Consider the following 22,359-nt stretch of genomic DNA (forward strand, 5'->3'; position numbering starts at 1 on the left):
TCTGGCAGAAATCGCCACCATCCTGTTTCAGGAAATTATATTAACAATAGTTTACCGGGCATTTCGTTGTAAAGCAGGATAAGTTTTTCCATTTTGTTCAGGAATTGTTGCACCCTAAAAACGTACCCCATGAGAAAACATCTACTCAGCAGCATTCTTATAGCGGCCCTCCTGTCGGATTGCGCATCCGGTCCGCGGAATCATACCACAAAAGGGACTGATCCCGATTATATTGTTCACCATGTTGTGCCGGCAGATTCCATCCCTGTCTCCATGATGGACCAGCCACGTACGGAAGACGGCGCTTTTGTTTTGTCCCCGGGATTTTATGAAGCCGATTTCAAAACCTATTGCCTGCAGCCCGGAACACCAGATCCTTCCCGGAATGATGCCTATTTCCAGGCTCCGCTTACGGGTCCAAGGAAGGAAATCATCGAAACGATCCTGCGCAATTCGCAAAAGGAATCGCAGCTCGACCAGCGGAATATCCAGTTGTTATTATGGGCAGTAGTAAGCCGTACATCATTCAATAAACTGGCACCGGAAGTTCAATCCGCCGGCTGGCAATTGCTTTCCTCCAAACAGGTTTTCGAGTTAAACGGCGGAGTGGTTGGGATGGCAAAAACAGTGGCCAACATGCTTCCGTCTGGTGGTGGCTTCAATGATTTCCAGAAACTGTTCGACCTGGGTATTCATTCCTATGAAGCCTATGAAAAACTGGCCGTATTAAAGGTTCCCTCTGAAATCAGGCGCCCCGGGTTCAAACTCAACCAGTGGTACCAGCATGAAGAAGGATATTATGTCAGGTATTACCCCGACAGCTACAAAAAAACAAAGATCCAGGTTTATGTGCCAGGCAGCAAAGTACCTACTGACAGTGCGGTATTCGTTGACAGTACAGTATCCGCTGACAGTGCGGTACTTGCAGACAGCACGGGGCTTGCAGTCCGCACCGGAAATTATATTGTATTTGATCCCGCCAGCATGGTCATAGCGCCCGCCAACACCAATGCACAGCGACTGGGCATCGGGGCACCGGTGGTGGATATCGTGCGCTCCGTAATCAAAATCATAGATAGGGATAAGAGAAAACCGTCGCAGCCGCAGCCGCCAAAACAAACAAAGGGTGGGGTTCCGGTTACCAGCAGCTAAGGGCAAATGAGAGGCAGCTCAGCCTTCACATTGACATAAATCATAATTCGTCAGGGTTTCATTACGCAACTTTGCCATAGCCGGAAAACAGCCTGGCGAACATTATGAAAAAGGTTCTGGTCCCCACCGATTTCTCTGCCTGCGCCAGCAACGCGGTTGATTTTGCCATCCAGTCGTCCAAAACGATTCCAATGGAAATCACCCTGCTGCATGCATTTGAACTCAAGGGCAGCGTCTATACAGATTATATGGGTGTCAATAAGGAATTCAACCAGTTGCAGCTGGATGAGGTAAGAATGAAATTGCATGACCTGAAAATATCCATCGGGAAGGAGCATGGCATTCCAGTGAAAACAATGGTCATTGTAGAAAACCTGGGCAAGGCCATCCGGCAGGCCACAGAGGAAGAAAAATTTGATCTCATCATCATGGGCACGATGGGCGCCGGAGAAAGCAGGAACAGGTTCTGGAGCACCAAAACCGGCGCGGAGATCGGAAAGACCGAAATCCCCGTGTTTGTAATCCCCCGGGAGTATAAATGGAAAAAGCCTGCCCATATACTGTTTGCCACCAATCATTTTGAGGAAGAACCCACCATTCTGGATCCCATTTTTTCAATGGCAGCACTATTTGGTGCCAGGGTGCAGGTGGCCATCTTTACAGATGAGGACGATGATAGTCCGCATGTATTCCTTGACCACACCCGCACCATGCCCAATTACGAAACCGCCCTCAAAAAGAAATACAGCGAGGCCGACCTGACCACTGTTCAACTGTACGGAATAGATTTTAGTGAAACCATGGAAAGGCATATTGATGAAAACGATATTGATATCCTGATCATGGTTACCTACCATAAAACATTCTGGAACAGGTTCTTCCACCCAAGTATGTCCAGGCAGATGAGCTACCATACAAAGATCCCGCTGCTGGTACTGCCATCTCCCCAGGATGAATGGAGACAATAACCGGCAGCTTTTTACCGGCGGAAACTGATTCCCCCCATCACCCAACGGCCGGGCATAACCGAACCCAGCAGGTCCTGGTAGGATTGGTCGAAGATATTATCGACCTGAACAAAGATACCGAGCTGCTGTTTCCAGATGGCATATTGTAGCTTTCCGTTCAGGACAAAATAACCAGGCTCCATTCTCGCCCCAATGGCTTTCGCTTCCTGGGCAGTGCGATACTTATAAATTGCTGCCGTACTGAGGGTAAGGTTCCTGTAACCATACTGCAGGTTCAGGTTGGTTAAAATTCGTGCATGGGATGAAATGTAAAGGGATGGCGTTGCCTCGGTGCCTGCAGACTCTATCCAGGTGAAACCGGCGCTGGCCCAGATTTGCTGCTGGTCTCCCGTTTTCTGATTGAACTGGATATCTCCTTCCACGCCTCTTGTATTTACCTTGGAAATATTCTTCGCCAGGGCATAATTGCCTGTGGGGGAAAGGTTTTCTTTCCTGGGCATGTTGGCATATGGAGTATTCACCCAGTCGATCAACTGCTCATGAAAGCGTTGGAAGAATGTTCCCGACAGTTTCAGGTGATTGTTCAGGAAATAATCCGCGCCCGCTTCATAACTGAAGGATGATTCGGGGTTCAGTGCAGGATTACCGATGCGGCCTCCCGTTACCAGTGACTTGTTGTAATTATTGTAGCGTTCGGTAAAATCCGCATCCCGGATGGTCCTGCCGGCACTGGCGCGGAACTGGAAGTCGCCCTCCCGGTAAGACAGGTTCACCTGCGGAATCAGCTCCCATTTGGAGCTTTCATTCCACTCAACCCGCAGGGCGGGATTAACCGAAAACTTTTCCCCTACCTGTTGGTTCAATACCACAAATGCACCGGCCTGTAACAGGTTGTGATGACCGCGATCGTTGGAGGCAATCTTTTTATTGATCAGTTGGACACCCGCTGTAAGTGCGGTATGCTCCCGCAACCGGATCTCGTCCCTGACAAGGACCTGAATCAGTTCGCTGCGGCTGCTGTTTGGGATGGAACCGGAATTATAGGTAAAGCGGTCGAGCATGTTCTTATAACCCAGGTCCACCGTCAGGCGATCCCTCCGGCCGGTACGCTGCACCTGCATTTGCGCCCAGGTGCCGGATAGTTTTTCTTTCGCCGTATCGGAAACAAAACTGGTATAGAAGTTCTGTGCACCAAAATCACGCTGGTCAAAAGCAGCGCGGGCACTGAGTTTCCACTTTTCGGACAGGAACCGGCTTGCGGAAAGGGAAACGGTATTGTTATGGAAAAAACCGCGGGTGCCGCGCTGTAATTGCCCGTCGGAATGGTTGGACAGGATGCCGGCACTGAAAATATTATTGCCCTTTTTGAGGAATGTTCCAGCGTTCAGGGAGGCGAACCCGTAGGCTCCCAGCGCTCCATTGGCCTGAACGGCAAGGGTTTCAGGAGAATCTTTTCTTGCGGCATAAGTCCGGGTAATGATATGAATCACCCCACCCACAGCCTCTGAGCCATAAGTGGCGGAGGAAGCACCTTTGAGGATCTCGATCCGGTCGATCTCTGCAGGGGCGATGGGAATATAGCCCGAGAAATGGCCCGTATTCGGATCGTTGAGCCGCATACCATCGAGCAGTACCAATACCTGCTGGAAAGTGCCGCCGCGCATCACGATATCGCCCTGGCTGCCAGCCGGACCGCGCATTTGCATTTCCACACCGGGCAGGTACCGCAGCAGTTCATCAACGGAATGGACAGGCAGTTGAGCAAAGCGATCGCCTTTGATAACGAAAACATTGCGGCCGGTACGCGAGGTTTGCACAGGATTCAGCGAAGCGGTTATGGTAACCGGGTCAAGGTCTGTGTTTTTATCCTGGGCGAAAAGAGGTTGAGAAGGCAGTAGGCTGGATGCCAATAATCCGACAACAGCAAAAGCCCTTATAGTTTGGCTATAAGTGGTAAAATTTACAGTCAACATAGCAATATTTGTCGCCGCAATATTAGGCAATAATGAAGTACAACCCAGCGAAAGTTGACATGTTTGGTTGTAACCAACCAGCTTGACGCAATATCTACCGGCACCCCGTCGGCTGAACACTGTTCACCCGTCGGGTGAACAGTGTTCAGCCGACGGGTGTAACCAAACTGATTGATGCAACGTCTTACCCTCCCGGTAGGTCAGTGCAGCAGGAGAATGAACATTAATTTGAAGCATAGCACATGAAAGCACAAAAAGATCTGAAAGAGGAGTACAAACAGAAGAAAACAAAAATGGGAGTTTTCCAGATCAGGAATACAGTCAACGGAAAAATTCTGGTGGGCAGTGGACTTAACCTGGATGCTATTTGTAACAGGAACAGGATGGAACTGAATTTCGGGAGTCACCGGAATGCAGCCTTGCAGGCAGACTGGAAGGAGTTCGGGGAAAACAAATTCGCATTTGAAATCCTATCGGAAATAGAAGAAAAGGAAGGCGAAACCATCAATTATAACCAGGAGGTAAAAAAACTGGAGGCGATGTTCCTGGAGGAATTGATGCCATTTGGTGAAAAAGGATATCACCTTCCCAAAAAATCATAACGTAAAATGAAAAAGATTCTATTCATTGCCTGCAGTTTGCTGGCATTGGCTGTTTCAGCACAAGCCCAAACAAAAAAGACCAAAGTGATCCTGCTGGGCTGCTTTCATTTTGACAACCCGGGACTGGATGTAGCCAAATTTGAAAACGCAAATATCCTATCGGCTAAAAGGCAGGAAGAAGTACTGCAGATAGTGAAGCAGTTGAAAAAATTCAGTCCGTCAAAAATTTTCGTGGAGCGGACACCCGCCGGACAGGGGAAACTGGACAGCCTGGTTCAGCAATACAAACTGGGTAAATACCAACTGAAAGCAGGGGAAGAGGAACAGATTGGTTTCCGGCTGGCGAAGGAGTTGAACCTGCCGACCATAACCGGTGTTGATTACAGGGACAGTGATTTCCCTTTTGACAGTCTCATCAATTCAGCAAAGGCGGCCAACCAGTTTGCCTTCCTGGACTTCATACAAAAATCGATCGACAGCATACAGCAATCATTCAACAAAAGCCTGCAGGAAAAAACCATCAGCCAGATCCTGGTACAGCAAAATTCAAAAGAAGCGAAAGGGTTCCAGGTGAGTGCCTACCTCGAATTTCTGCAGGCCGGCAATAAGGATCAACATGTGGGTACTTATCTCAGCAGCGAATGGTGGCGGAGAAACATGATGATCTATGAAAATATCCTGAAGAACCTGGATGGAAAGGAAGAATCCATCCTGGTAATCTTTGGTGCGGGTCATACGGCCTTATTGGAGTTGATGATGCAATACAACCGGAATTTTGAGATTATCCCTTTGGCGGACGTCTTACAGTAATTCCTGCATTTTCTACGGGTCTGCGATCATTTTCAGTTAACTTAGGTCTCCACCAAAAGCATTGGATACCTTATGCCGGCGAATAAGAATGCCCTTGCCCGTTACCGGGTTATTGATGACTGCCTGACCAATAACATGAACAGATATCCCAGGCTGCCCGACCTTATCAAAAAGATTAGTGAGAAACTGGGGCAACCCATTTCGGATTCGATGGTGAACAAGGACCTGCGGGCGATGAAGGAACTCTATGGTGCGCCTATCCGGTTCAACAAGGCGCGTGGGGGGTATGAGTATGAACAGGAGGGCTTTTCCATCCGCGAGTTTCCGCTGACCTATGAGGAGATTGAAGCCATGGACCTGGCGCCTGCCATGCTGCAACAATTGCGGGGTACGGGACTCTATGAGCAGTTCCTGCACGCAGTGAACAAAGTGATCGAAGGTTACCGCATCGGAAAGGCCCTGGGCAAGGATGAGACGGAGATCATCCAGATGGAAACCGGCGCACTTGCACCCGGCACGGAATGGCTGGAAGTGCTGCTGAAAGCCATCATTGAAAAGAAGCCACTTGATATAGAATACCAGTCCTATGGCGGCACCCCCAAACAACATCTTGTGTCAGGTTATTTGCTGAAGGAATACCGCAACAGGTGGTACCTCATAGGACATTCAGACCGTTCCGATGCCGTGATCGTTTACGGGTTGGACAGGATCAAGTCTGTCCGCCCCTCCCAAAAACATTTTCACCAGGATGCCGGCTTCAGTTCGGCTGACTATTTCCGTTATTGCTTCGGTATCACGCAGATGCATTACCAGGAACCCGAGGAGGTGGTCCTCAGTTTCCAGCCGGAACAGGCGCCGTATATTTTATCGCAACCTATCCATACCTCGCAAAAAGTGCTCGTTCACAATGACATTGAATTGAGGGTCCGGATTAAAGTATATCGTTCTCATGAATTGCTGCAGTTCATCATGGGCAACCTGGATAAGATCCTTGACATCGAACCGGCAAGCCTTAAGGAAGAAATAAAGGAGCGGGTGGGCAAAGCGCTGGATCGGTTGGCTTAACTGCGTCCGCTCCTTTCACCAGGGTATTATACCATATAGGACAGGGTTATTTATTCTTTATCCTGGCGTATAACTTTTCAGCAACCAGTTCAGAGGACTGTGGGTTCTGCCCGGTAATGAAGTTGCCATCTTCCAGTGCAAAAGAACTCCAGTCGGCAGCTTTCACATAAATAGCGCCTCTTTCTTTTAATCTCGATTCCAATGGAAACGGTACCACGCCGGATAACTGAACCGCCTCTTCTTCGGTATTACAAAAACTGGTAAGCCGCTTTCCGCTGATAAGATAATTGCCGGATCTGTCTTTCACATTAACAAGGGCAGCTGGCCCGTGACATACAAACGCGACTGGTTTGTTGTGACCGTAGAAGGCCTGAATAAGCCTGATTGAATTTTTATCATTTGCCAGATCCCACATTGGCCCGTGACCACCCGGGTAAAACACCGCATCAAAATCATTTTCTTCCACTGTTGAAAGCTTGACGGTGCTGCTCAACACCTTCTGGGTGGCAGGATCCTTAAAGTATCGTTTTGTGGCCTCAGTCTGAAAAGCAGGCTCATTACTTTTAGGATCAATGGGAGCCGGACCGCCTTTCGGCGTGGCTACAACTACATCCACACCCCTATCGGCAAAGTAGTAATATGGTGTGGCGAATTCCTCGATCCAAAATCCCGTAGGCCTTCCGGTGTTACCCAACGTATTGTGGGATGTTAACACAAATAAGACCTTTGCCTTTTTGTTTTTTTGAGCTACACTGATCATACCAGGCATGGTGAATAAAACCAGCAAATAATAAAATAACGTACGATTCATGATATTTTCTTTTGATAATTATCGATTATTGAAAGCTATGGCCGGCCACATGTCCGCCATCCACATTGAAAACCTCTCCGGTTATGAAATTGCTGCTTGCGAGTGCATAAACCATTTCAGCGATATCAGATGGTTCGCCGACACGGTTTAACAAATGAAGTCCCGCAAGGCCATCCGCATCTTCTATCCCGATTTTACCCTGCAATGGGCTGCGGATAATGCCCGGCGCAATAGTGTTCACACGAATATTCTGCTTACCGAACTCAGCGGCCAGTTGCCGGGTAAGCGCATGAACACCTCCCTTGCTGACCACCGGGGCTGTTGCCGGGAAACCTGCAATGGCATGATCCACCAACACGGTACCAATATTTATGACAGAGCCGCCATTATAATTCAACATCTCCTTAATGGCGAACTGTGTAGTGAAGAAGGTTCCCTTCAGGTTCACCCCAAAATATTTATCCAGGTCGGTCTCTTCCACAAAAAGGAAGGGTTTGGGGGCGAACACCCCGGCATTGTTCACCAGCACATCTACCGATCCGAAATACTTAATGGCCGTAGCAACAATTTCTTCACAAACCGATTTCCTGCTGACATCCCCCGGCACCAATTTTACATTGGCCGGTGAACCAAATTCTGCAAATGTCTTTTCAAGCTTTTCTTCCGTGGCGGAATTCATTACTACATTATACCCTTTATCAAGAAAGAGTTTTGCAATAGCCTTCCCGATACCGGTAGATGCCCCTGTTACGATGATGGTTTTTTTACTCATGGTCATTGTTTGCTTTGTTGTTTACGTATTTCTGTTGTCTGCTCGCCCCCCAAGCCCCAGTTATCCGTATCGATCTCCTGAATAACTACATGGGTCAGGTGAAACTCCTTATTCAATACATCCTTCAACAGTTGTGTTACTCCTTTTATCAACTGCTGTTTTTGCTCTTTGGTAACACCATCACGGGTTACATCAATTCTTACAATTGGCATTTTGTATTTTTTAATGATTACACCACAAAATTGAATGGAAACAGGAGGGCGGTAAATAGACAGAATAACGATTTACTTGTACTATTCCGACACCTTTCAGAAAATACCGGTACCTTTTCAGGCATGAAAAAAAAGGAAGCACCTGTTCTGAACATTGCAGATTACTGCTCCGATAAAGACATCAGGAATATCAAGATAAGTTCCTTCACTGAGGAAGCCTGCACCATCGCAGAGATTGAAGAAAACCACCGGCAGGATTACTATGAAATAGTATGGCTTAAAAAAGGGAACGGCAATCATATTATCGATACGGTTAACTACCCTTATAACGGATCGGTGCTTTTTCTACTGTCACCCGGGCAAATGCACCGCATCTATCCGAAAGAAAAAGCGGAAGGCTATGTGATCAAATTTCTGACTGCTTTATTTTCAGATGCGAAAGACATGGAGGAGTACCTTATTAAAACAAATCTGTTTGATAATATTCAATCTGAACCTGTCCTGAAACTTAACGCTTCCATTCATTCAACCATCCAGGATATTTTGATTAAAATGGAAACCGAGTTTAACACGGAAGAGCAGGATAAAGAGAAAATATTGCTTGCTTACCTGAAAATACTTTTGACACATATCAGCAGGTTGAAACGAATCACTTTTTCACAGGAACAGGTAAGCGCAGACTTAAACTTTTCATTATTCCAGAAATATAAATCTGAAATAGAGAAACATTTCCGGAAAGAACATAGCGTGGAGAGTTATGCCGGCAGATTAATAATCCAGGCAAGAACCCTGAACAGTCTTTCAAAAAAATATTCAGGCAAAACTGCAGGCGAACTGATCGCAGACCGCATCATACTGGAGGCCAAAAGAGAATTGTACCATAACATAAAAAGCATCAAGGAAATCGGTTATGACCTTGGCTTTGATGATCCTGCCTATTTTACACGCTTCTTTAAAAAGCAGGCGGGCATTTCGCCGCTGGACTACCGGATGGATGTACTGAACAGATCGGCAGGTAGGACAACTGCAGGCGGCACACCGGATATGCAAAAAAAAGCTGGCGCCGCAAATGCAACGCCAGCATCAAAATAGTTTCCGGGTTTATTCCGACAACAGGGCCTTCTTTACCGACCCATATTGCACCAATAATTCTTTGGCCTTATCATAATCGGCGAGTCCCGTTTTATCCATGATCATCCGCACACCGCGGTCCACCAGCTTGTCGTTGTTCAGTTGCATATGTACCATCCTGTTATCCTCCACCCTTCCCAGCACAATCATGAGTGAGGTGGAAATCATATTCAACACCAGTTTCTGTGCGGTGCCGCTTTTCATTCGGGTACTCCCGGTCAGGAACTCTGGTCCCACCACTACTTCAATAGGAAAGGCTGCCGCCTGGCTGAGCGGACTGCCCGGGTTACAGGAAAGACTTCCCGTCAAAATACCGGCGTTATTACAGGCCTGAAGCGCCCCGATCACATAGGGGGTCGTACCGCTGGCAGCAATTCCCAACACAACATCATTGGAGTTAATGGAATAGGCCTGCAGATCTTTCCAGCCCTGTTCCCGGTTGTCCTCTGCATTCTCCACCGCATTCCGCAAAGCTGTATCGCCGCCCGCTATCAGTCCTACGATCAAACCCGCAGGAACACCAAAAGTGGGCGGACATTCAGAGGCGTCCAAAACCCCGAGCCGGCCACTGGTGCCTGCACCAAGATAAAAGAGACGTCCGCCTGACAGGATCTTATCCGTACAAGCTTCTACAAATGCCTCAATGGACGGCATGGCTTTTCTTACGGCAGCAGGAACGGTTTCGTCCTCCCGGTTGATGCGCTCTAAAATTTCCCCCACCTGCATTTTTTCGAGGTTCCTGTGTAACGATACCTGTTCAGTAATCTTTATAAACGATGGTGATTCTTCCGGATTCACTTCAAATAAAATTTATGGATCATTCAAGAAAGCTCAGTGAGAAAAAAGGAGACCCGAAGCGGATCTCCTTTTTCCAATTATATAACGGGATCCTGCGGAGTGTTTGGATTGCTCAAACGCTCCTGGTCAGGGTAAGGATAAAAATTCCTGGTCCGCTCATAATCAACAGGAACGGGATTCACATTGGTCGGCGGTGCGGGACGACCAAAACGACGGCTGTCCTCCAGACGAAGTCCCTGCAGGAATAATTCAGCACCACGCTGCTTATATACTTCCAGCAGCAGGTCATCTTTTGTGATGGGTCCGCTGTAAGCAGGCAGGTTGGCGTTGATGCCAACAGGGTCGCCTGCAGCCTGTGTACGCACGGCATTGATCTCGGTTAATGCATCGTTCAGGTTACCATTTCCACGAAGGATCGCTTCCGCTTTAATCAACCGCAGTTCATCAGGAACATACACTGGAATGGATTCGGTGATCACATCAAAGAAACCTTTCAGTGTTTTCAGGTTCTCACCGTTAACTACCACAGTCGGATCTGCCAGAAAGAAGTTCAACCGTGCATCTCCGGCTTCCACCAGGCCGGCAGGCAAACCAAAGTTTTCCCTTGCCTTAAAGTTGGAAGCAACCTGAACCTGGTTGTAAATAGGGTTGGGATTCTGTTCCGTATAACGAAAAACCGAAGCAACGGAAAGATCCACTGCATTGGCAGCCGTGAGTGCAGCAGAATAGTTACCCAGCATCATATTGTAGCGGGCACGGTAAGCATTGATAACATTCAGCAGGCTGAAATCACCCGCCAGCACGCGGCTGTTGAATTCTGCAGAAGGTGCATTGGCCGCGATGGCTGCAGCCGCTTCATCCAGCAAACGAACCGCTTCCTCCAAACCTTCGGCCCTGGGCACAAAAGTTGCCGTACCAGCCACATTCGTCTGAATAGGAAACTGCTCGAAGGCAGTAGCGAGTCCGCCAATTGACATCGCCTTGAATAAATTTCCAAAAGCGAGCACACCGGATTTAGTGGCTGCATCTGCCTCAAGCACCGAAGGCGCTTTGCTGATCAGGTTCTCGGCCATGCCCATCACGCGAAGCATATTGCTCCACAAACCATTTACGTTTCCGTTGAAAGTCGGCAGGGCAGTACCGCCTGCTTCCAGTTCCAGGATATTCGTGAAAGTGGTAACACCCTTCAGTTCACGGGTGGTGGTGCCGGGTGCAGTGATCAAAGCCTGCATGCCGGAAGTGGCGTAGGTCAGCTTCATACCCACACAGAGGGAAATCAGACCTTCCCTTGAATTCAATACCTCTTCGTCAGTGGGACCATTCGGGTTCACGTATTCCAGTTTGCAACTGTTGAATAAAACAGTCGCTGAACAAAGCATTAATAATATTGATAACTTTTTCATTGTAATTTTTTTTGATGCTGCATTAAAAATTCACATTAACTCCAACCAGGATCGTGCGTGGCAGCGGCACTTCCACAAAGTCAAAGCCACGAACCGCATTGGACTGGCCTGCCGCGTTAACTTCCGGATCATACCCGCTGTAGTTGTCAATGGACAGGAGGTTACGACCAGATAATGTGAATCTCACATCACGCAGTTTGCCCATGCGCGGCGTCAGCAGGTAGGACACTGATAACTCACGCAGTTTAACAAAGTCACCCTTTTCAATCCAGTTTTCGAAAATAGAGAAGAGGGCTGCGCTGGTTCCTTTGGGAACTTCTCCCTTCAGTTCAGCCTCGTATCCTTTCAGGCCACCATAGTTGGCATTGTCACCCACCCTTCTGGTGAAGTTGAAGACATCAAATCCAACCATTCCATCCCACTGCATTTTGAAGTTGAACTTTTTGTAGTTGAAATCATTGATAAAGGAGAACACATGTTTGGGGTTGGGATTACCGATCACCTTGCTCAGGATAGCACCGGTGGGCTGCCCGTTGGCATCACGACCAATCGTTGAATTGCCATTCTTTCCCTGAACACCTCTTTCCCGCTGGGGAAATCCCTGTGGCGTAAGCAGCAAAGATCCATCTGCATTTCTCGCAAAGAAAGTACTGTAGAAAGCGCCGAGCGGAGAGCCGTTCACCGCAGCCACCTGGCCGAAACCACCTGCGAAAGGCAATACACCACTGCCTTCCACGCCATCTACCGTATTCTCATTGTTCAGGTAGCTGATGGTACTAACCCAGCTGAAGTTTTTGCGTTCAACAGGAACTGCTTTGATCATGAATTCAAATCCCTTGTTGGTCATGGTACCTACGTTGAGGTAGCGAACATTATAACCTGTGCTGGGAGCAAGCGTACGATCGAGGATCAGGTCCTTCACATCCTTGTTGAAGTAGGTGAACTCCAGGCTGAGACGGTCGTTGAAGAAACTCATGTCTGCACCCAGTTCCAGTTCGATCTGGCGCTCGGGCTTAACATTTATATTACCCAAACGGGTGGATGGATAATAACCGGTGATACCCTGGTAGGCACCGGGAGTATATACGGTATAACGGTCATTCACACCAATGGCGGTAAGGTTACCCGACTGACCCCAGGCTGCTCTTAATTTGAAAGAAGAAATGATATCGCTCAGTCTGGAATCCTGCCAGAATTTTTCTTCAGACAGGATATAGGATCCACTCACTTTCGGGAAGAACTGCCAGCGGTTGTCGATGCCATACACAGAAGAGGCATCCACCCTTGCGGCACCTGTGATGTACAGTTTGTTGTAGAGTCCGAATGTCTGTTGCAGGAAGGCACCCATGATGCTGCGCTCTTCCCTCAGTTCGCCGGCAACAATGGTTCCGTTGTTGATCGTTTCACCAAAAGCACCCAGCTGCTGCGCGCTGGCACTGAAGAGATAGGTACGATCGTACTGCATGGTACCACCCAAACCGGTAGTTGATTCAAGCCAGTCGGTTACATTTTTACGATAGCTGATGTTCAGGTCGGTATTGGTTTGCAGCACGCTGGCATCACCACGCCTCGACAAACCACCATCATAACTGGGGGTGGTATTCTTTGGTGGAATATAAGCCGTACTGGTTTGTGTATAGTTATCCAGGCCGAAAATGAAATCGATGTTCAGGCCTGTGATGGGTTTGATATTAAGCTGGGTGTTTCCGGTGAAGCGGCTCACACGCTGGGCGAAATCAAAACGGTTGATGGCTTCCAGCGGATTGGTACGACGCAGAATGGCGATCGGCGCCGTGGAGGGATAGATACCCGATACAGGATCTTTTTCCGGATTGATAAAGTTGTTGCTGAAAATGAAGCCGGTCAATGCACCATAAGCCTCTACCAGTCCGCCATTGGGAATCTCCTTACTGCTGCTCAGTGCATAGTTGGCACCGGCGGTAAGGGTCATGATCTTGTTCAGTTTCTGGGAAACATTCAGGCGGATACCATTCCGGCTGAAGCTGGTTTGGTCAACGATGCCTTCGTTGTAGGTGTTCGATAAACCCACATAATATTTAGTGGCTTCCGTACCGCCGCTCACAGAGAGGTTATTGTCTGTTCCAAAACCGGTGCGGAAAATTTTATCCTGGTAATCGTAGCGGGTAACCGGACTCTGGGTAAGATCGGTGGCGACGTTGTTATTGAAACGGAAAGGATATTCATTGTAGTCCAGGGTCTTCCTCACACTGTTCGTTTTGAGCTGTGTGGAGAAGGACACCTGCGGAGCACCGGTCTTTCCTTTTTTGGTGAAGATCTGCACCACACCGTTGTTCGCCCTTGATCCGTAGATCGCAGCAGCCGCGGCGCCCTTGATCACTTCTATGCGTTCGATATCATTGGGGTTGATGTCCACCAGTCGGTTTTGCGCATACCCACCCAGGTCGATCAATTGACGGGAGTCGTTGTTAACAATTACCCCGTCCACGATATAAAGCGGATCGGAAGAGCCCACGATGGTACTTGGTCCCCTCAAACGTACGCTGATACCACCCGCAGGGTTACCCGAGTTCTGGGTGATCTGTGCACCGGCAACCTTTCCCTGCAGGGCTCCGTCGATGCCGGTAGCCGCACTGAACTGGATGTCGCGGGCAGAAACCGTAGCCACCGTATTACCAAGTTTCTTCTTGGAAGTGGCCACATTGGTACCGGTAACAATCACTTCATTCAGGCCCAGCACATCCGGCTGAAGTTGTATGTCGAAACTGAAGCTGCGCTCGGTACCTACGCTGATCTTTTTCTCCACCGGCTTAAAGCCCACTCCGGAAAACAGGACGGTGTAGGACCCGTTCTTCAGGTCAGCTTCGAAGGCATATTTCCCTTCTGTATTGGTTGATGTGCCAAAGCTGGTATTCACCACCTGGACACTAATGGACGGCAGGAGTTCACCGGCGGCCGAACTCACTTTACCGGAAATGCGGACCTGGGCCAGGACCGCCACACTTAAGAGTTGAAATAATACAAGGAGTGGAAACCAACGGGCATTCCTTCCTTTGCACGAAAGCCTTTTTTTCATGTTGCAGCGTTTTGTGTTTAGCAATAGATTTTCAGCAGTTAGATTCCTTCCACAGTTCCTTGTTTACACATTATTAATATTTTACAACTGTTTTTATCAGTTGAAACAGAATGAAAGCAGACCGGAAATGCGGCTCGAAATCTAAAGCACCACCAATTTACGAGGATAATTGGCATAATACTGCAAATAATTGCATATTTTCAGGCAGATTCCTTAAATACCAGCATATTCAGGCATTTTAATGTTTAAACAGTATGAATACCCAGCTCAACCATTTATTTGAAATCGCAGGCAAACCCAGTCGTTTGATCATTGGATTAATGTCCGGCACTTCCATAGACGGACTGGATGTGGCCCTGTGCCGCTTCAGTGGAACGGGCATGGATACCCGCATTGAATTGCTGGAATTTGAAACGGTACCTTATGGCAGCGATTACAAGGAGGAAATTGCCTCCATCTTTTCCAAAAAAATGGTTGACCTGCAAAAGCTTTGCCTCCTGAATGGCTGGATAGCCCGGCAACATGCGGCCATCATTTTACAATGCCTGGAAAAATGGAAGCGACCGGCTGTTACCATTGATTTGATTGCCAGCCATGGGCAGACTATTTTTCACGCCCCCAAAAGCCTGCATGGAATAGAAAAATTCAGCAATGCCACCCTGCAACTCGGTGATGGGGACCATATGGCGGTGGAAACGGGCATCATTACCCTGAGCGATTTCCGGCAAAAACATGTTGCCTCCGGCGGGGAAGGCGCTCCCCTTGCGGCTTACGGCGATTTCCTGATCTTTTCAAAAAGGGATGAGAACCGCATCATGCTGAATATCGGCGGGATTGCCAACTTCACTTATTTGCCGGGAAACCTGAATGCCGATGAAGTTTTTTGCAGCGATACCGGCACGGGCAATACCCTGATGGATGCTTTAACCCGGAAACATTTCCCGGGCTCCTATTTTGATGAGGGGGCAGCCATAGCGGGCAGGGGTGTTATTCATGCGGGATTACTGGCCGCGTTAAAGGACCATCCGTTTTTCCATCAACCCTTCCCTAAAACGACTGGTCCCGAATTATTTAACCTGGCTTACCTGGAAGCAGCCATGCAACGGTGTGGTGCAACCGAACTAACGGTGGAAGACACCATGGCAACCCTGAACCGTTTTTCTGCCGAGACCATCGCGGAAGCAATTCAAACGGTTATAAAGGATAAATCGGGTTTCAGGTTTTTTGCGAGCGGGGGAGGCATGCACAACCCTTTGCTGATGCAGCACCTGCGCGATTTATTACCCGGCTGTCCATTCGAAAGTACGGCCAGCCTGGGTATCAATCCCGATGCCAAGGAAGCCGTTCTCTTTGCCGTACTGGCCAATGAAAGTATTTACGGCGGCAGCATCCATTTCGGTAAGGGCAGGAATGGCATTCCGAATGTGTCGATGGGGAAGATAAGTTTCCCGGGGTAATCCTTATACGCGTCTGACGTGCGTCTGACGTACGTCAGACGCACGTCAGACGGGTGAGGAACAGATGGGATAATTTGTTAATTTGGCGCATTCGCAATCCCAACTCAAGCTTCAAAACTAATGACCACCAGGACTTTTCATGCAAAGACTCGTTTGTATGCAGGCATACTGACATTTGTAATACAAGGAATGTTGTTTTTCCCTGTTCAGTCCTTTGCCCAGCAAAAGTTCAGCGGCAGTAAAGTTGATAATGATAAGGCCGTTTCCCTGACGAAAGTTTTCAGAAAGTATACTTTGTTCAACATCAATATGGGAGAGATAGCCCGGCATGCGAAAGCCGGGGGAAAGGGAACGGTTAACCTGGTACTGGATTTCCCTGGATTCGAACAACTAGCTCTGTCGCTGAATGAACAGGATATTTTCAGTAGCGATTACCAACTGGTGTTGGGAAACCCGGGAGGCAGGCAAAAATCTGCGAAGCCGGATATTAAAACCTATTCCGGCAAACTCGCTGGCGACGAAAGCAGCAGCGTTTACCTCACGATCTCTGACAAAACCATATATGGGTTTATCAAAGGGAACGGGAAAGAATACTACATGGAACCACTACGGTACTTCGATAAAAAAGCTAATCCCACTACCTATGTACTGTACGAAGCAAAGGACGTGATCCCACAATCAGGGGTTATGTGTGCGGTAACCGAAGCCGATCAAAGAGACCTGACTTCTACTGCCCCTGCTACCAGCCAGATGGAGACTTTGGGAACAGCTACCGGCACCTGCAAAATGATAGAAATGGCCATCGCCTCCGATGCCTCCATGGTCGACAAATATGGTTCCGTGCAAGCGGTTGAAGAGCACAATATCAGCGTGCTTTACATGATGGTGGGCTTATACGGCGATGCCCAGATTGGCAGCCAGTATCTTGGGTTTTCCATCAAGGGGCAATACATTTCAACCAACACGGCTTCAGACCCCTATTCCCCGACATACAGCGGCCCTGATGCCGGCATTATTCTCAATAACTTCAGCACCTGGGGCTTTGCGGGTAATTTCGGATTCAGTTATGACCTCGGGCAGGTATGGACTGCCAGGGATATCGGCATGGAATCTCCAACCGGATCCGGCAATTATTCCTATGGCACCATCGGGCTGGCCTGGGTAGGTACTGTTTGCAATGCCCGGTTCAAGCACCAGTTATTGGAGGATGTCTATTCTTCCAGCATGGCGCAGGCCGTAGTGGCAGCGCACGAAACCGGCCACAACCTGAGTGCCAACCATGATGCTTCAGGTGCTCCTTATATCATGGCCCCAAGCACCAGTCCCACCGGTTATGCAACATCTTTCAGTCCGGCCAGCCTGACCTCCATGAACAACTACCTGGGCGACCCATTCGTTACCTGCCTGTCTGGCTGCGTTCCGGCACCCACCATTGCCCTCTTCAATATGTCCTCCAGCAACATCTGCACCGGCAACAGCATCAATTTCACCAATGCCAGTGTGGGGGAAAACCTCAGTTACAGTTGGAGCTTCCCGGGTGGAAATCCGGCCAGTTCAACCAATGCCAACCCTGTTGTCAGCTACAGCACCAGCGGTACTAAAACCATTACCCTCACTGTATCCAATGCCAATGGAACCAGCAGTAAGACCAAGGAGATATTTGTTGCGGATGCCCCGGGAGTTGCCTGCTCTCAAAACACCGCAGGTAATGGAACAATGAGTGCTTTATTTTCTTTTTCCCTGAGGGATATACAATACAGTACTAATACTTATTACATAGGTAGGTACTTCGAAGACCTGGCCTGCACCAACAATACCCGGCTCCAACCGGCCACGAACTATAGTTTTATTTCCAATACTGGATACAGTGCCGCTGGTATTACCAACAACGTTCAGTTGTTTATCGACTACAACAACGATGGCGATTTTTCAGATGCCAATGAATCTGTGTATTTCTCTGCCGGCTGCGTGCAGGGTACCTCCACCAATAGCTTTACCACTCCCGCCAATCCACCGGTGAAGGGCGCCTGGCTGCGGCTGCGCTTTATGACCATTCCCTGCGGACTGCCCCTGTCCAATGGCTGTACTATTCCCGACAACGCCAGCGTAAGGGATTTTGCCGTTTACTTTCCGGAGGAATGTCCTGTTGTGCAACTTCCAACGGCAGCAGAACAGGCAACGGTCAACATCAGCGGTGCTGGCGCAACCATGCTGCGCAGTGCCACCTGCGGACTCTTAGGCGCTTTATTACCTAACGGCGCCAGCCCCGTCAGCGGTGTGGTAGATGCGAAAGTTTGGATTGAACCAATTGTTCCCACCTATGCCGGACTTCCATACGTAGCCAGGCATTATGAAATCACACCCGCCGTAAATGCTGCAGCCGCAACCGGACGCGTAACACAATATTTTTTACCCAGGCGGAATTTGATGCCTATAATGCCGCCCCGAACAGTTATGCCAAAATGCCTTCCGGTGCCGCCGATGCCCCGGGTATTGCCAACCTTCGGATTGAAAAACATCCCGGCAGCAGTAACGATGGAACGGGACTGCCTTCCACTTATACAGGTGCACCAGTTATATTGGATCCAGCCGATTCCGACATTATCTGGAACAGCACCTTCAACCGTTGGGAAGTGAGTGTGGATGTAACCGGATTCAGTGGGTTTATCGTACACGGCAGCCTTGCTCCGCTGCCTCTTCGCTTATTGTCTTTCCAGGCTGCCAGGCTGCAACAGAATGTGGTGCTGAACTGGCGCACTACCGCTGAAACAGGGGTGAGCCATTTCGAAATTGAACGCAGTGTTGATGGACATAAATTTTTACCTGTGGGCCAGGTTCCTGCGCTGAATGTTACGGGCGACCAGAACTATCGCTATTCAGATCTGAACGCCATCAACCTGGCCGCAGGAAATACTATTTATTACAGGTTGAGGATGGTGGATATCGATCACCGTTATACCTATAGTCCGGTTCGCCGGGTGGCATTGGAGGGAACTGCTGCCATCAGCGTTTATCCCAACCCGGTAGGCAGCACCCTGACGGTGCAAATGCCGTTGCACCGAACGGGTTCAACAGGTATCCGCCTGGTTGACCTCCAGGGCAGGATTATCAAAAACTGGAATTTTCCTGGCACCAGTGGCTTGTTACACCTCGATGTACAGGAAGTACCCTCCGGCTTATACCAGTTGGAAATAAGCCAGGGTGCGGGTGAACGTAAGAGTTATAAGGTAATAAAATTATAAAGCCAGCCGGGTTGATGCTGTTGCGCAGCCGGCACTGTTGAGCTGATTATTTTTTAATTCCGGGTTGCACCATTTTATAATTGGTTCGCTCCTTCTCTTGCTTCACAATCTGTTCTACATCGGCGAGTAATTTCTTCGCGTCGTAAACGATGCCGTCCTTGATGGTATATTTTACGCCACCGAGGCGAACGGGCTCGTGTTTGTCATCCAGTGCGATGGCGCCGGTACCATACAGGAGCTGGAAATTCATCAGTGGGTTCTGTTCAATCACCACAAAATCGGCCAGCTTCCCCACTTCCACGGTGCCGATTTCCTTGTCCATTCCCAGTGCCTCAGCACCGTTAAGCGTAGCAGCCTTGATCACTTCCAGGGGATGGAAACCCGCTTCCCGCAACAACTCCAGTTCGGTCGGGTAGGCAAAGCCATAGAGCTGGTAAATAAATCCGGCATCCGTGCCCACCGTTACCCTTCCGCCGCGGTTTTTATATTCGCGCAGGAAAGTCATCCAGAGGGTATAATTCTTCTTCCACTCAATCTCCTGCTCGGTTCCCCACGAAAACCAGTAGGATCCATGTTTACCGGGACCTGGTGCATAAAAATCCCACAGCACGGGCAGGGTATATTTGTCGTGCCACTCTGCCCTTCTTGCCCGCATCAGGTCGCGGTTGGCGGAATAAATTACCAGGGTGGGACTAATGGTAAAATCCAGCCTGATCATTTCATCCATCACCTTGTTCCAGTGGTCGGAATAAGGGGCTGCGGCCTGCTTCCACAACCTGCCCGCCTCGGAAAAGCGATCAAATTCATTGTTGTAATTATAATTGAGGGGATAATCCTGAACGGTGCGATCGCTGAACAAAGCTTCGGGCAGGCCATACCAGTGTTCCATGGAAGTAAGGCCGGCGCGGGCGCTTTGCAAAGCGTTCCAGCGGCCCACCATAGTTTGGCTGTGGTGCATTTTTGACCGCAATCCCAGTTGTCTGTTTTCCTTCAGGGCTGCTTCCATGATGGCGGGAGCGGAACCAAAGAACTTGATCCCGTCGGCACCATTTTTGGCATTCTGCCTGGTCCATTCAACAGCCTCCTCCGGCGTGCTGATGGGCGATTTAGCGCCCTGGCCGAAAGATGTGTACGCCCGGATCCGGGGGGCAGTAATCTCGTTGCGCTCGCTTTTCCGTTTGTGCTCGAGAGTCCAGCTCAGCCCATTGGAACTGCCTGGATCAAGAATCGTGGTAACCCCATGGGCCATCCAGAGCTTGAACACGTATTCTGCATTCGGCGCCTGTACACCACCGATATGCGCGTGGGTGTCAACAAATCCTGGCAGCAGGTACATGCCCTCTGCCTGCAATTCCTTGCCGCCGGCTTTAAGTTGTGGACGGCGGCTGGCCGGGTAGATAGCGCCCGGTTCACCCACGGACCTGATCTCCCTGATCCGGTTTCCTTCCACCACAATATCCACCGGCCCTATCGGGGGGGATAAAGTACCGTTGATCAGTGTAACGCCGCGGATGATCAATTGCTGCCAGGGGCCATCGCCCTCCAGTCTTTTGGGGGCAGGTTGCATCTGTGCCGCAAGGGGAAGGCCGCCGTTAAAGGAAAACAGGCATGCCAGGAAAATTATAGATGTGCGCATAGTGTATACCTTCAATTTACCATTTTGCCGGGATCAATGCAAAATTTTCGCGTCTGACGCGCGTCTGACGCGTTAGGAACATTTCCGGCGTTTTTTTGTATCTATAAAGACAGAATACTTCCATTCTGCTGCAGAAACACCGATTCATGAGATTACTTATTCAATGGACGTCCATCATCCCGGCACTCGCCTGGTTGCTGTATTTTTCCGGACTTATACAGACCAGCGATATTTTTCAGATCGTGGCCAGCATTCTGCTGATCCTTAGTGTTATGTCCTCTGTACATCACTCTGAGATTATCGCCCACCGGGTGGGCGAACCTTTTGGAACAATCATCCTGGCCATATCCATCACCGTTATAGAGGTGTCGATCATCATCTCCTTAATGGTGTCGGGGGGCGATGATTCCGTTTCACTGGCAAGAGATACGGTGTACTCCGCCACCATGCTCATCCTGAACGGAATTGTGGGAGCATGTCTTTTTATCGGCGGATTAAAACACCATGAACAAACCTTCTCCAAACATTCAGTCACCATCGCGCTGGTATCACTTGTTTCCATCGTGATCTTTACCCTGGTATTTCCAACATTCACAAAAAGCATAGAGGGACCATTTTACACCACTCCCCAGCTGATTTTTGTTTCCATAACCTGTTTAATTATCTATTCTTTCTTTTTGTTCGCACAAACAACCAGGCACAGGGAATACTTTCTTTCCGAAGGTGAAGAGAAAAATGAACATTCCGGAAAGATCTCCAATGGGGTATTTTACATCAGCCTGGTATTCCTGGTCGCCAGTCTGGGTATTGTCGTTCTGCTGGCGAAAACCCTTTCTCCTACTATCGAAACTATAGTTACCAGTTACAACCTCCCAAAAACACTCGTGGGGGTGATCATCGCTGCCATTATTTTATTACCTGAAGGCCTTGCAGCCATTATCGCTGCCAGGAAAAACAAACTCCAGTCAAGTCTGAACCTGGCCCTGGGATCCGCACTGACCAGTATCGGGTTGACCATTCCCTGCGTGGCGGTGGTCTCCAGCATTTATGACATGAAAATCATACTGGGACTGGATATTAAATCCATCATCCTGTTGGGATTATCCGTGTTCACCGTGATGCTCTCGTTAAGCAGCGGCAGAAGTAATATAGTGTATGGAGTAGTGTTATTAATGAATTTAGCAGCATTCATATTCATGATCATTTATCCTTAAACAACCGGTTTGGGAAAAAACTCCAGCACAAATAAATCTTTCCCTGCGGCAAGAAATA

18 protein-coding genes are annotated in these 22,359 nt (G+C 49.0%); 10 read left to right on the forward strand and 8 right to left on the reverse strand.

Annotated features, from left to right (window positions below; all coding sequences use genetic code 11):
• Nucleotides 1–129 precede the first annotated feature (129 nt).
• Complete coding sequence (locus tag BC349_RS11090; RefSeq protein WP_187256786.1) at nt 130–1,152, forward strand: hypothetical protein; 1,023 nt, start codon at nt 130–132, stop codon at nt 1,150–1,152.
• A 104-nt stretch (nt 1,153–1,256) separates the two neighbouring features.
• A complete protein-coding gene (locus BC349_RS11095; RefSeq protein ID WP_187256787.1) occupies nt 1,257–2,120 on the forward strand; it encodes a universal stress protein in 864 nt (287 codons plus the stop codon).
• Nucleotides 2,121–2,131: 11 nt separating this feature from the next.
• Here the strand turns inward: BC349_RS11095 and BC349_RS11100 are convergent, their stop codons facing one another.
• Entirely contained in the window at nt 2,132–4,093 is a 1,962-nt protein-coding gene (locus tag BC349_RS11100) for a TonB-dependent receptor plug domain-containing protein (RefSeq protein WP_187256788.1), read from the reverse strand.
• Between the two features lie 242 nt (nt 4,094–4,335).
• Between BC349_RS11100 and BC349_RS11105 the strand changes: the two genes are divergently transcribed.
• From BC349_RS11105 to BC349_RS11115, 3 genes are all read left to right on the forward strand, one after another.
• Nucleotides 4,336–4,695, forward strand: coding sequence for a GIY-YIG nuclease family protein (locus BC349_RS11105; protein ID WP_187256789.1), 360 nt, complete (start codon nt 4,336–4,338; stop codon nt 4,693–4,695).
• Nucleotides 4,696–4,701: 6 nt separating this feature from the next.
• Entirely contained in the window at nt 4,702–5,505 is an 804-nt protein-coding gene (locus tag BC349_RS11110; protein WP_187256790.1) for a DUF5694 domain-containing protein, read from the forward strand.
• A 72-nt stretch (nt 5,506–5,577) separates the two neighbouring features.
• Nucleotides 5,578–6,570, forward strand: coding sequence for a helix-turn-helix transcriptional regulator (locus BC349_RS11115; protein ID WP_187256791.1), 993 nt, complete (start codon nt 5,578–5,580; stop codon nt 6,568–6,570).
• Nucleotides 6,571–6,616: 46 nt separating this feature from the next.
• On the opposite strand, the gene BC349_RS11120 is transcribed toward BC349_RS11115, so the two are convergent.
• The 3 genes from BC349_RS11120 to BC349_RS11130 are packed head-to-tail and all read right to left on the reverse strand — an operon-like array spanning nt 6,617 to nt 8,365.
• Nucleotides 6,617–7,381: a type 1 glutamine amidotransferase domain-containing protein gene (locus BC349_RS11120; protein WP_187256792.1), complete on the reverse strand. Its 765-nt coding sequence runs from the start codon at nt 7,379–7,381 to the stop codon at nt 6,617–6,619.
• Nucleotides 7,382–7,406: 25 nt separating this feature from the next.
• Nucleotides 7,407–8,153, reverse strand: a complete 747-nt coding sequence (locus BC349_RS11125; RefSeq protein ID WP_187256793.1) for an SDR family NAD(P)-dependent oxidoreductase — start codon at nt 8,151–8,153, stop codon at nt 7,407–7,409.
• Between the two features lie 2 nt (nt 8,154–8,155).
• Nucleotides 8,156–8,365: a tautomerase family protein gene (locus BC349_RS11130; RefSeq protein ID WP_187256794.1), complete on the reverse strand. Its 210-nt coding sequence runs from the start codon at nt 8,363–8,365 to the stop codon at nt 8,156–8,158.
• A 123-nt stretch (nt 8,366–8,488) separates the two neighbouring features.
• Between BC349_RS11130 and BC349_RS11135 the strand changes: the two genes are divergently transcribed.
• The gene (locus BC349_RS11135) at nt 8,489–9,457 is read left to right on the forward strand and encodes a helix-turn-helix domain-containing protein (RefSeq protein ID WP_187256795.1); all 969 of its coding nucleotides are present in this window, start codon (nt 8,489–8,491) and stop codon (nt 9,455–9,457) included.
• Nucleotides 9,458–9,466: 9 nt separating this feature from the next.
• On the opposite strand, the gene murQ is transcribed toward BC349_RS11135, so the two are convergent.
• The 3 genes from murQ to BC349_RS11150 form a co-directional block, all read right to left on the reverse strand.
• On the reverse strand, nt 9,467–10,294 hold the full coding sequence (gene murQ / locus BC349_RS11140; protein WP_343063681.1) for an N-acetylmuramic acid 6-phosphate etherase: 828 nt from the start codon (nt 10,292–10,294) through the stop codon (nt 9,467–9,469).
• Nucleotides 10,295–10,371: 77 nt separating this feature from the next.
• Nucleotides 10,372–11,697 (reverse strand): RagB/SusD family nutrient uptake outer membrane protein, encoded by a 1,326-nt coding sequence (locus BC349_RS11145; protein ID WP_187256796.1) that lies wholly within the window; start codon nt 11,695–11,697, stop codon nt 10,372–10,374.
• A 22-nt stretch (nt 11,698–11,719) separates the two neighbouring features.
• Complete coding sequence (locus BC349_RS11150; RefSeq protein WP_187256797.1) at nt 11,720–14,752, reverse strand: SusC/RagA family TonB-linked outer membrane protein; 3,033 nt, start codon at nt 14,750–14,752, stop codon at nt 11,720–11,722.
• Between the two features lie 254 nt (nt 14,753–15,006).
• Here BC349_RS11150 and BC349_RS11155 point away from each other — a divergent pair, with 254 nt between their 5' ends.
• The 3 genes from BC349_RS11155 (at nt 15,007) to BC349_RS11165 (ending at nt 19,451) form a co-directional block, all read left to right on the forward strand.
• The gene (locus BC349_RS11155; protein ID WP_187256798.1) at nt 15,007–16,209 is read left to right on the forward strand and encodes an anhydro-N-acetylmuramic acid kinase; all 1,203 of its coding nucleotides are present in this window, start codon (nt 15,007–15,009) and stop codon (nt 16,207–16,209) included.
• A gap of 120 nt (nt 16,210–16,329) precedes the next feature.
• Nucleotides 16,330–18,846: a M12 family metallo-peptidase gene (locus tag BC349_RS11160; RefSeq protein WP_187256799.1), complete on the forward strand. Its 2,517-nt coding sequence runs from the start codon at nt 16,330–16,332 to the stop codon at nt 18,844–18,846.
• Nucleotides 18,789–19,451, forward strand: coding sequence for a T9SS type A sorting domain-containing protein (locus BC349_RS11165; protein WP_187256800.1), 663 nt, complete (start codon nt 18,789–18,791; stop codon nt 19,449–19,451). Before BC349_RS11160 ends, BC349_RS11165 begins: the two co-directional genes overlap by 58 nt.
• A 46-nt stretch (nt 19,452–19,497) precedes the next feature.
• Here the strand turns inward: BC349_RS11165 and BC349_RS11170 are convergent, their stop codons facing one another.
• Entirely contained in the window at nt 19,498–21,087 is a 1,590-nt protein-coding gene (locus BC349_RS11170) for an amidohydrolase family protein (protein WP_187256801.1), read from the reverse strand.
• A 146-nt stretch (nt 21,088–21,233) separates the two neighbouring features.
• Between BC349_RS11170 and BC349_RS11175 the strand changes: the two genes are divergently transcribed.
• Nucleotides 21,234–22,301, forward strand: a complete 1,068-nt coding sequence (locus BC349_RS11175; protein WP_187256802.1) for a calcium:cation antiporter — start codon at nt 21,234–21,236, stop codon at nt 22,299–22,301.
• Nucleotides 22,302–22,359: the final 58 nt, after the last annotated feature.

It is taken from the genome of Flavihumibacter stibioxidans (genome assembly GCF_014332695.1).
Taxonomy (GTDB): Bacteria; Bacteroidota; Bacteroidia; order Chitinophagales; family Chitinophagaceae; genus Flavihumibacter; species Flavihumibacter stibioxidans.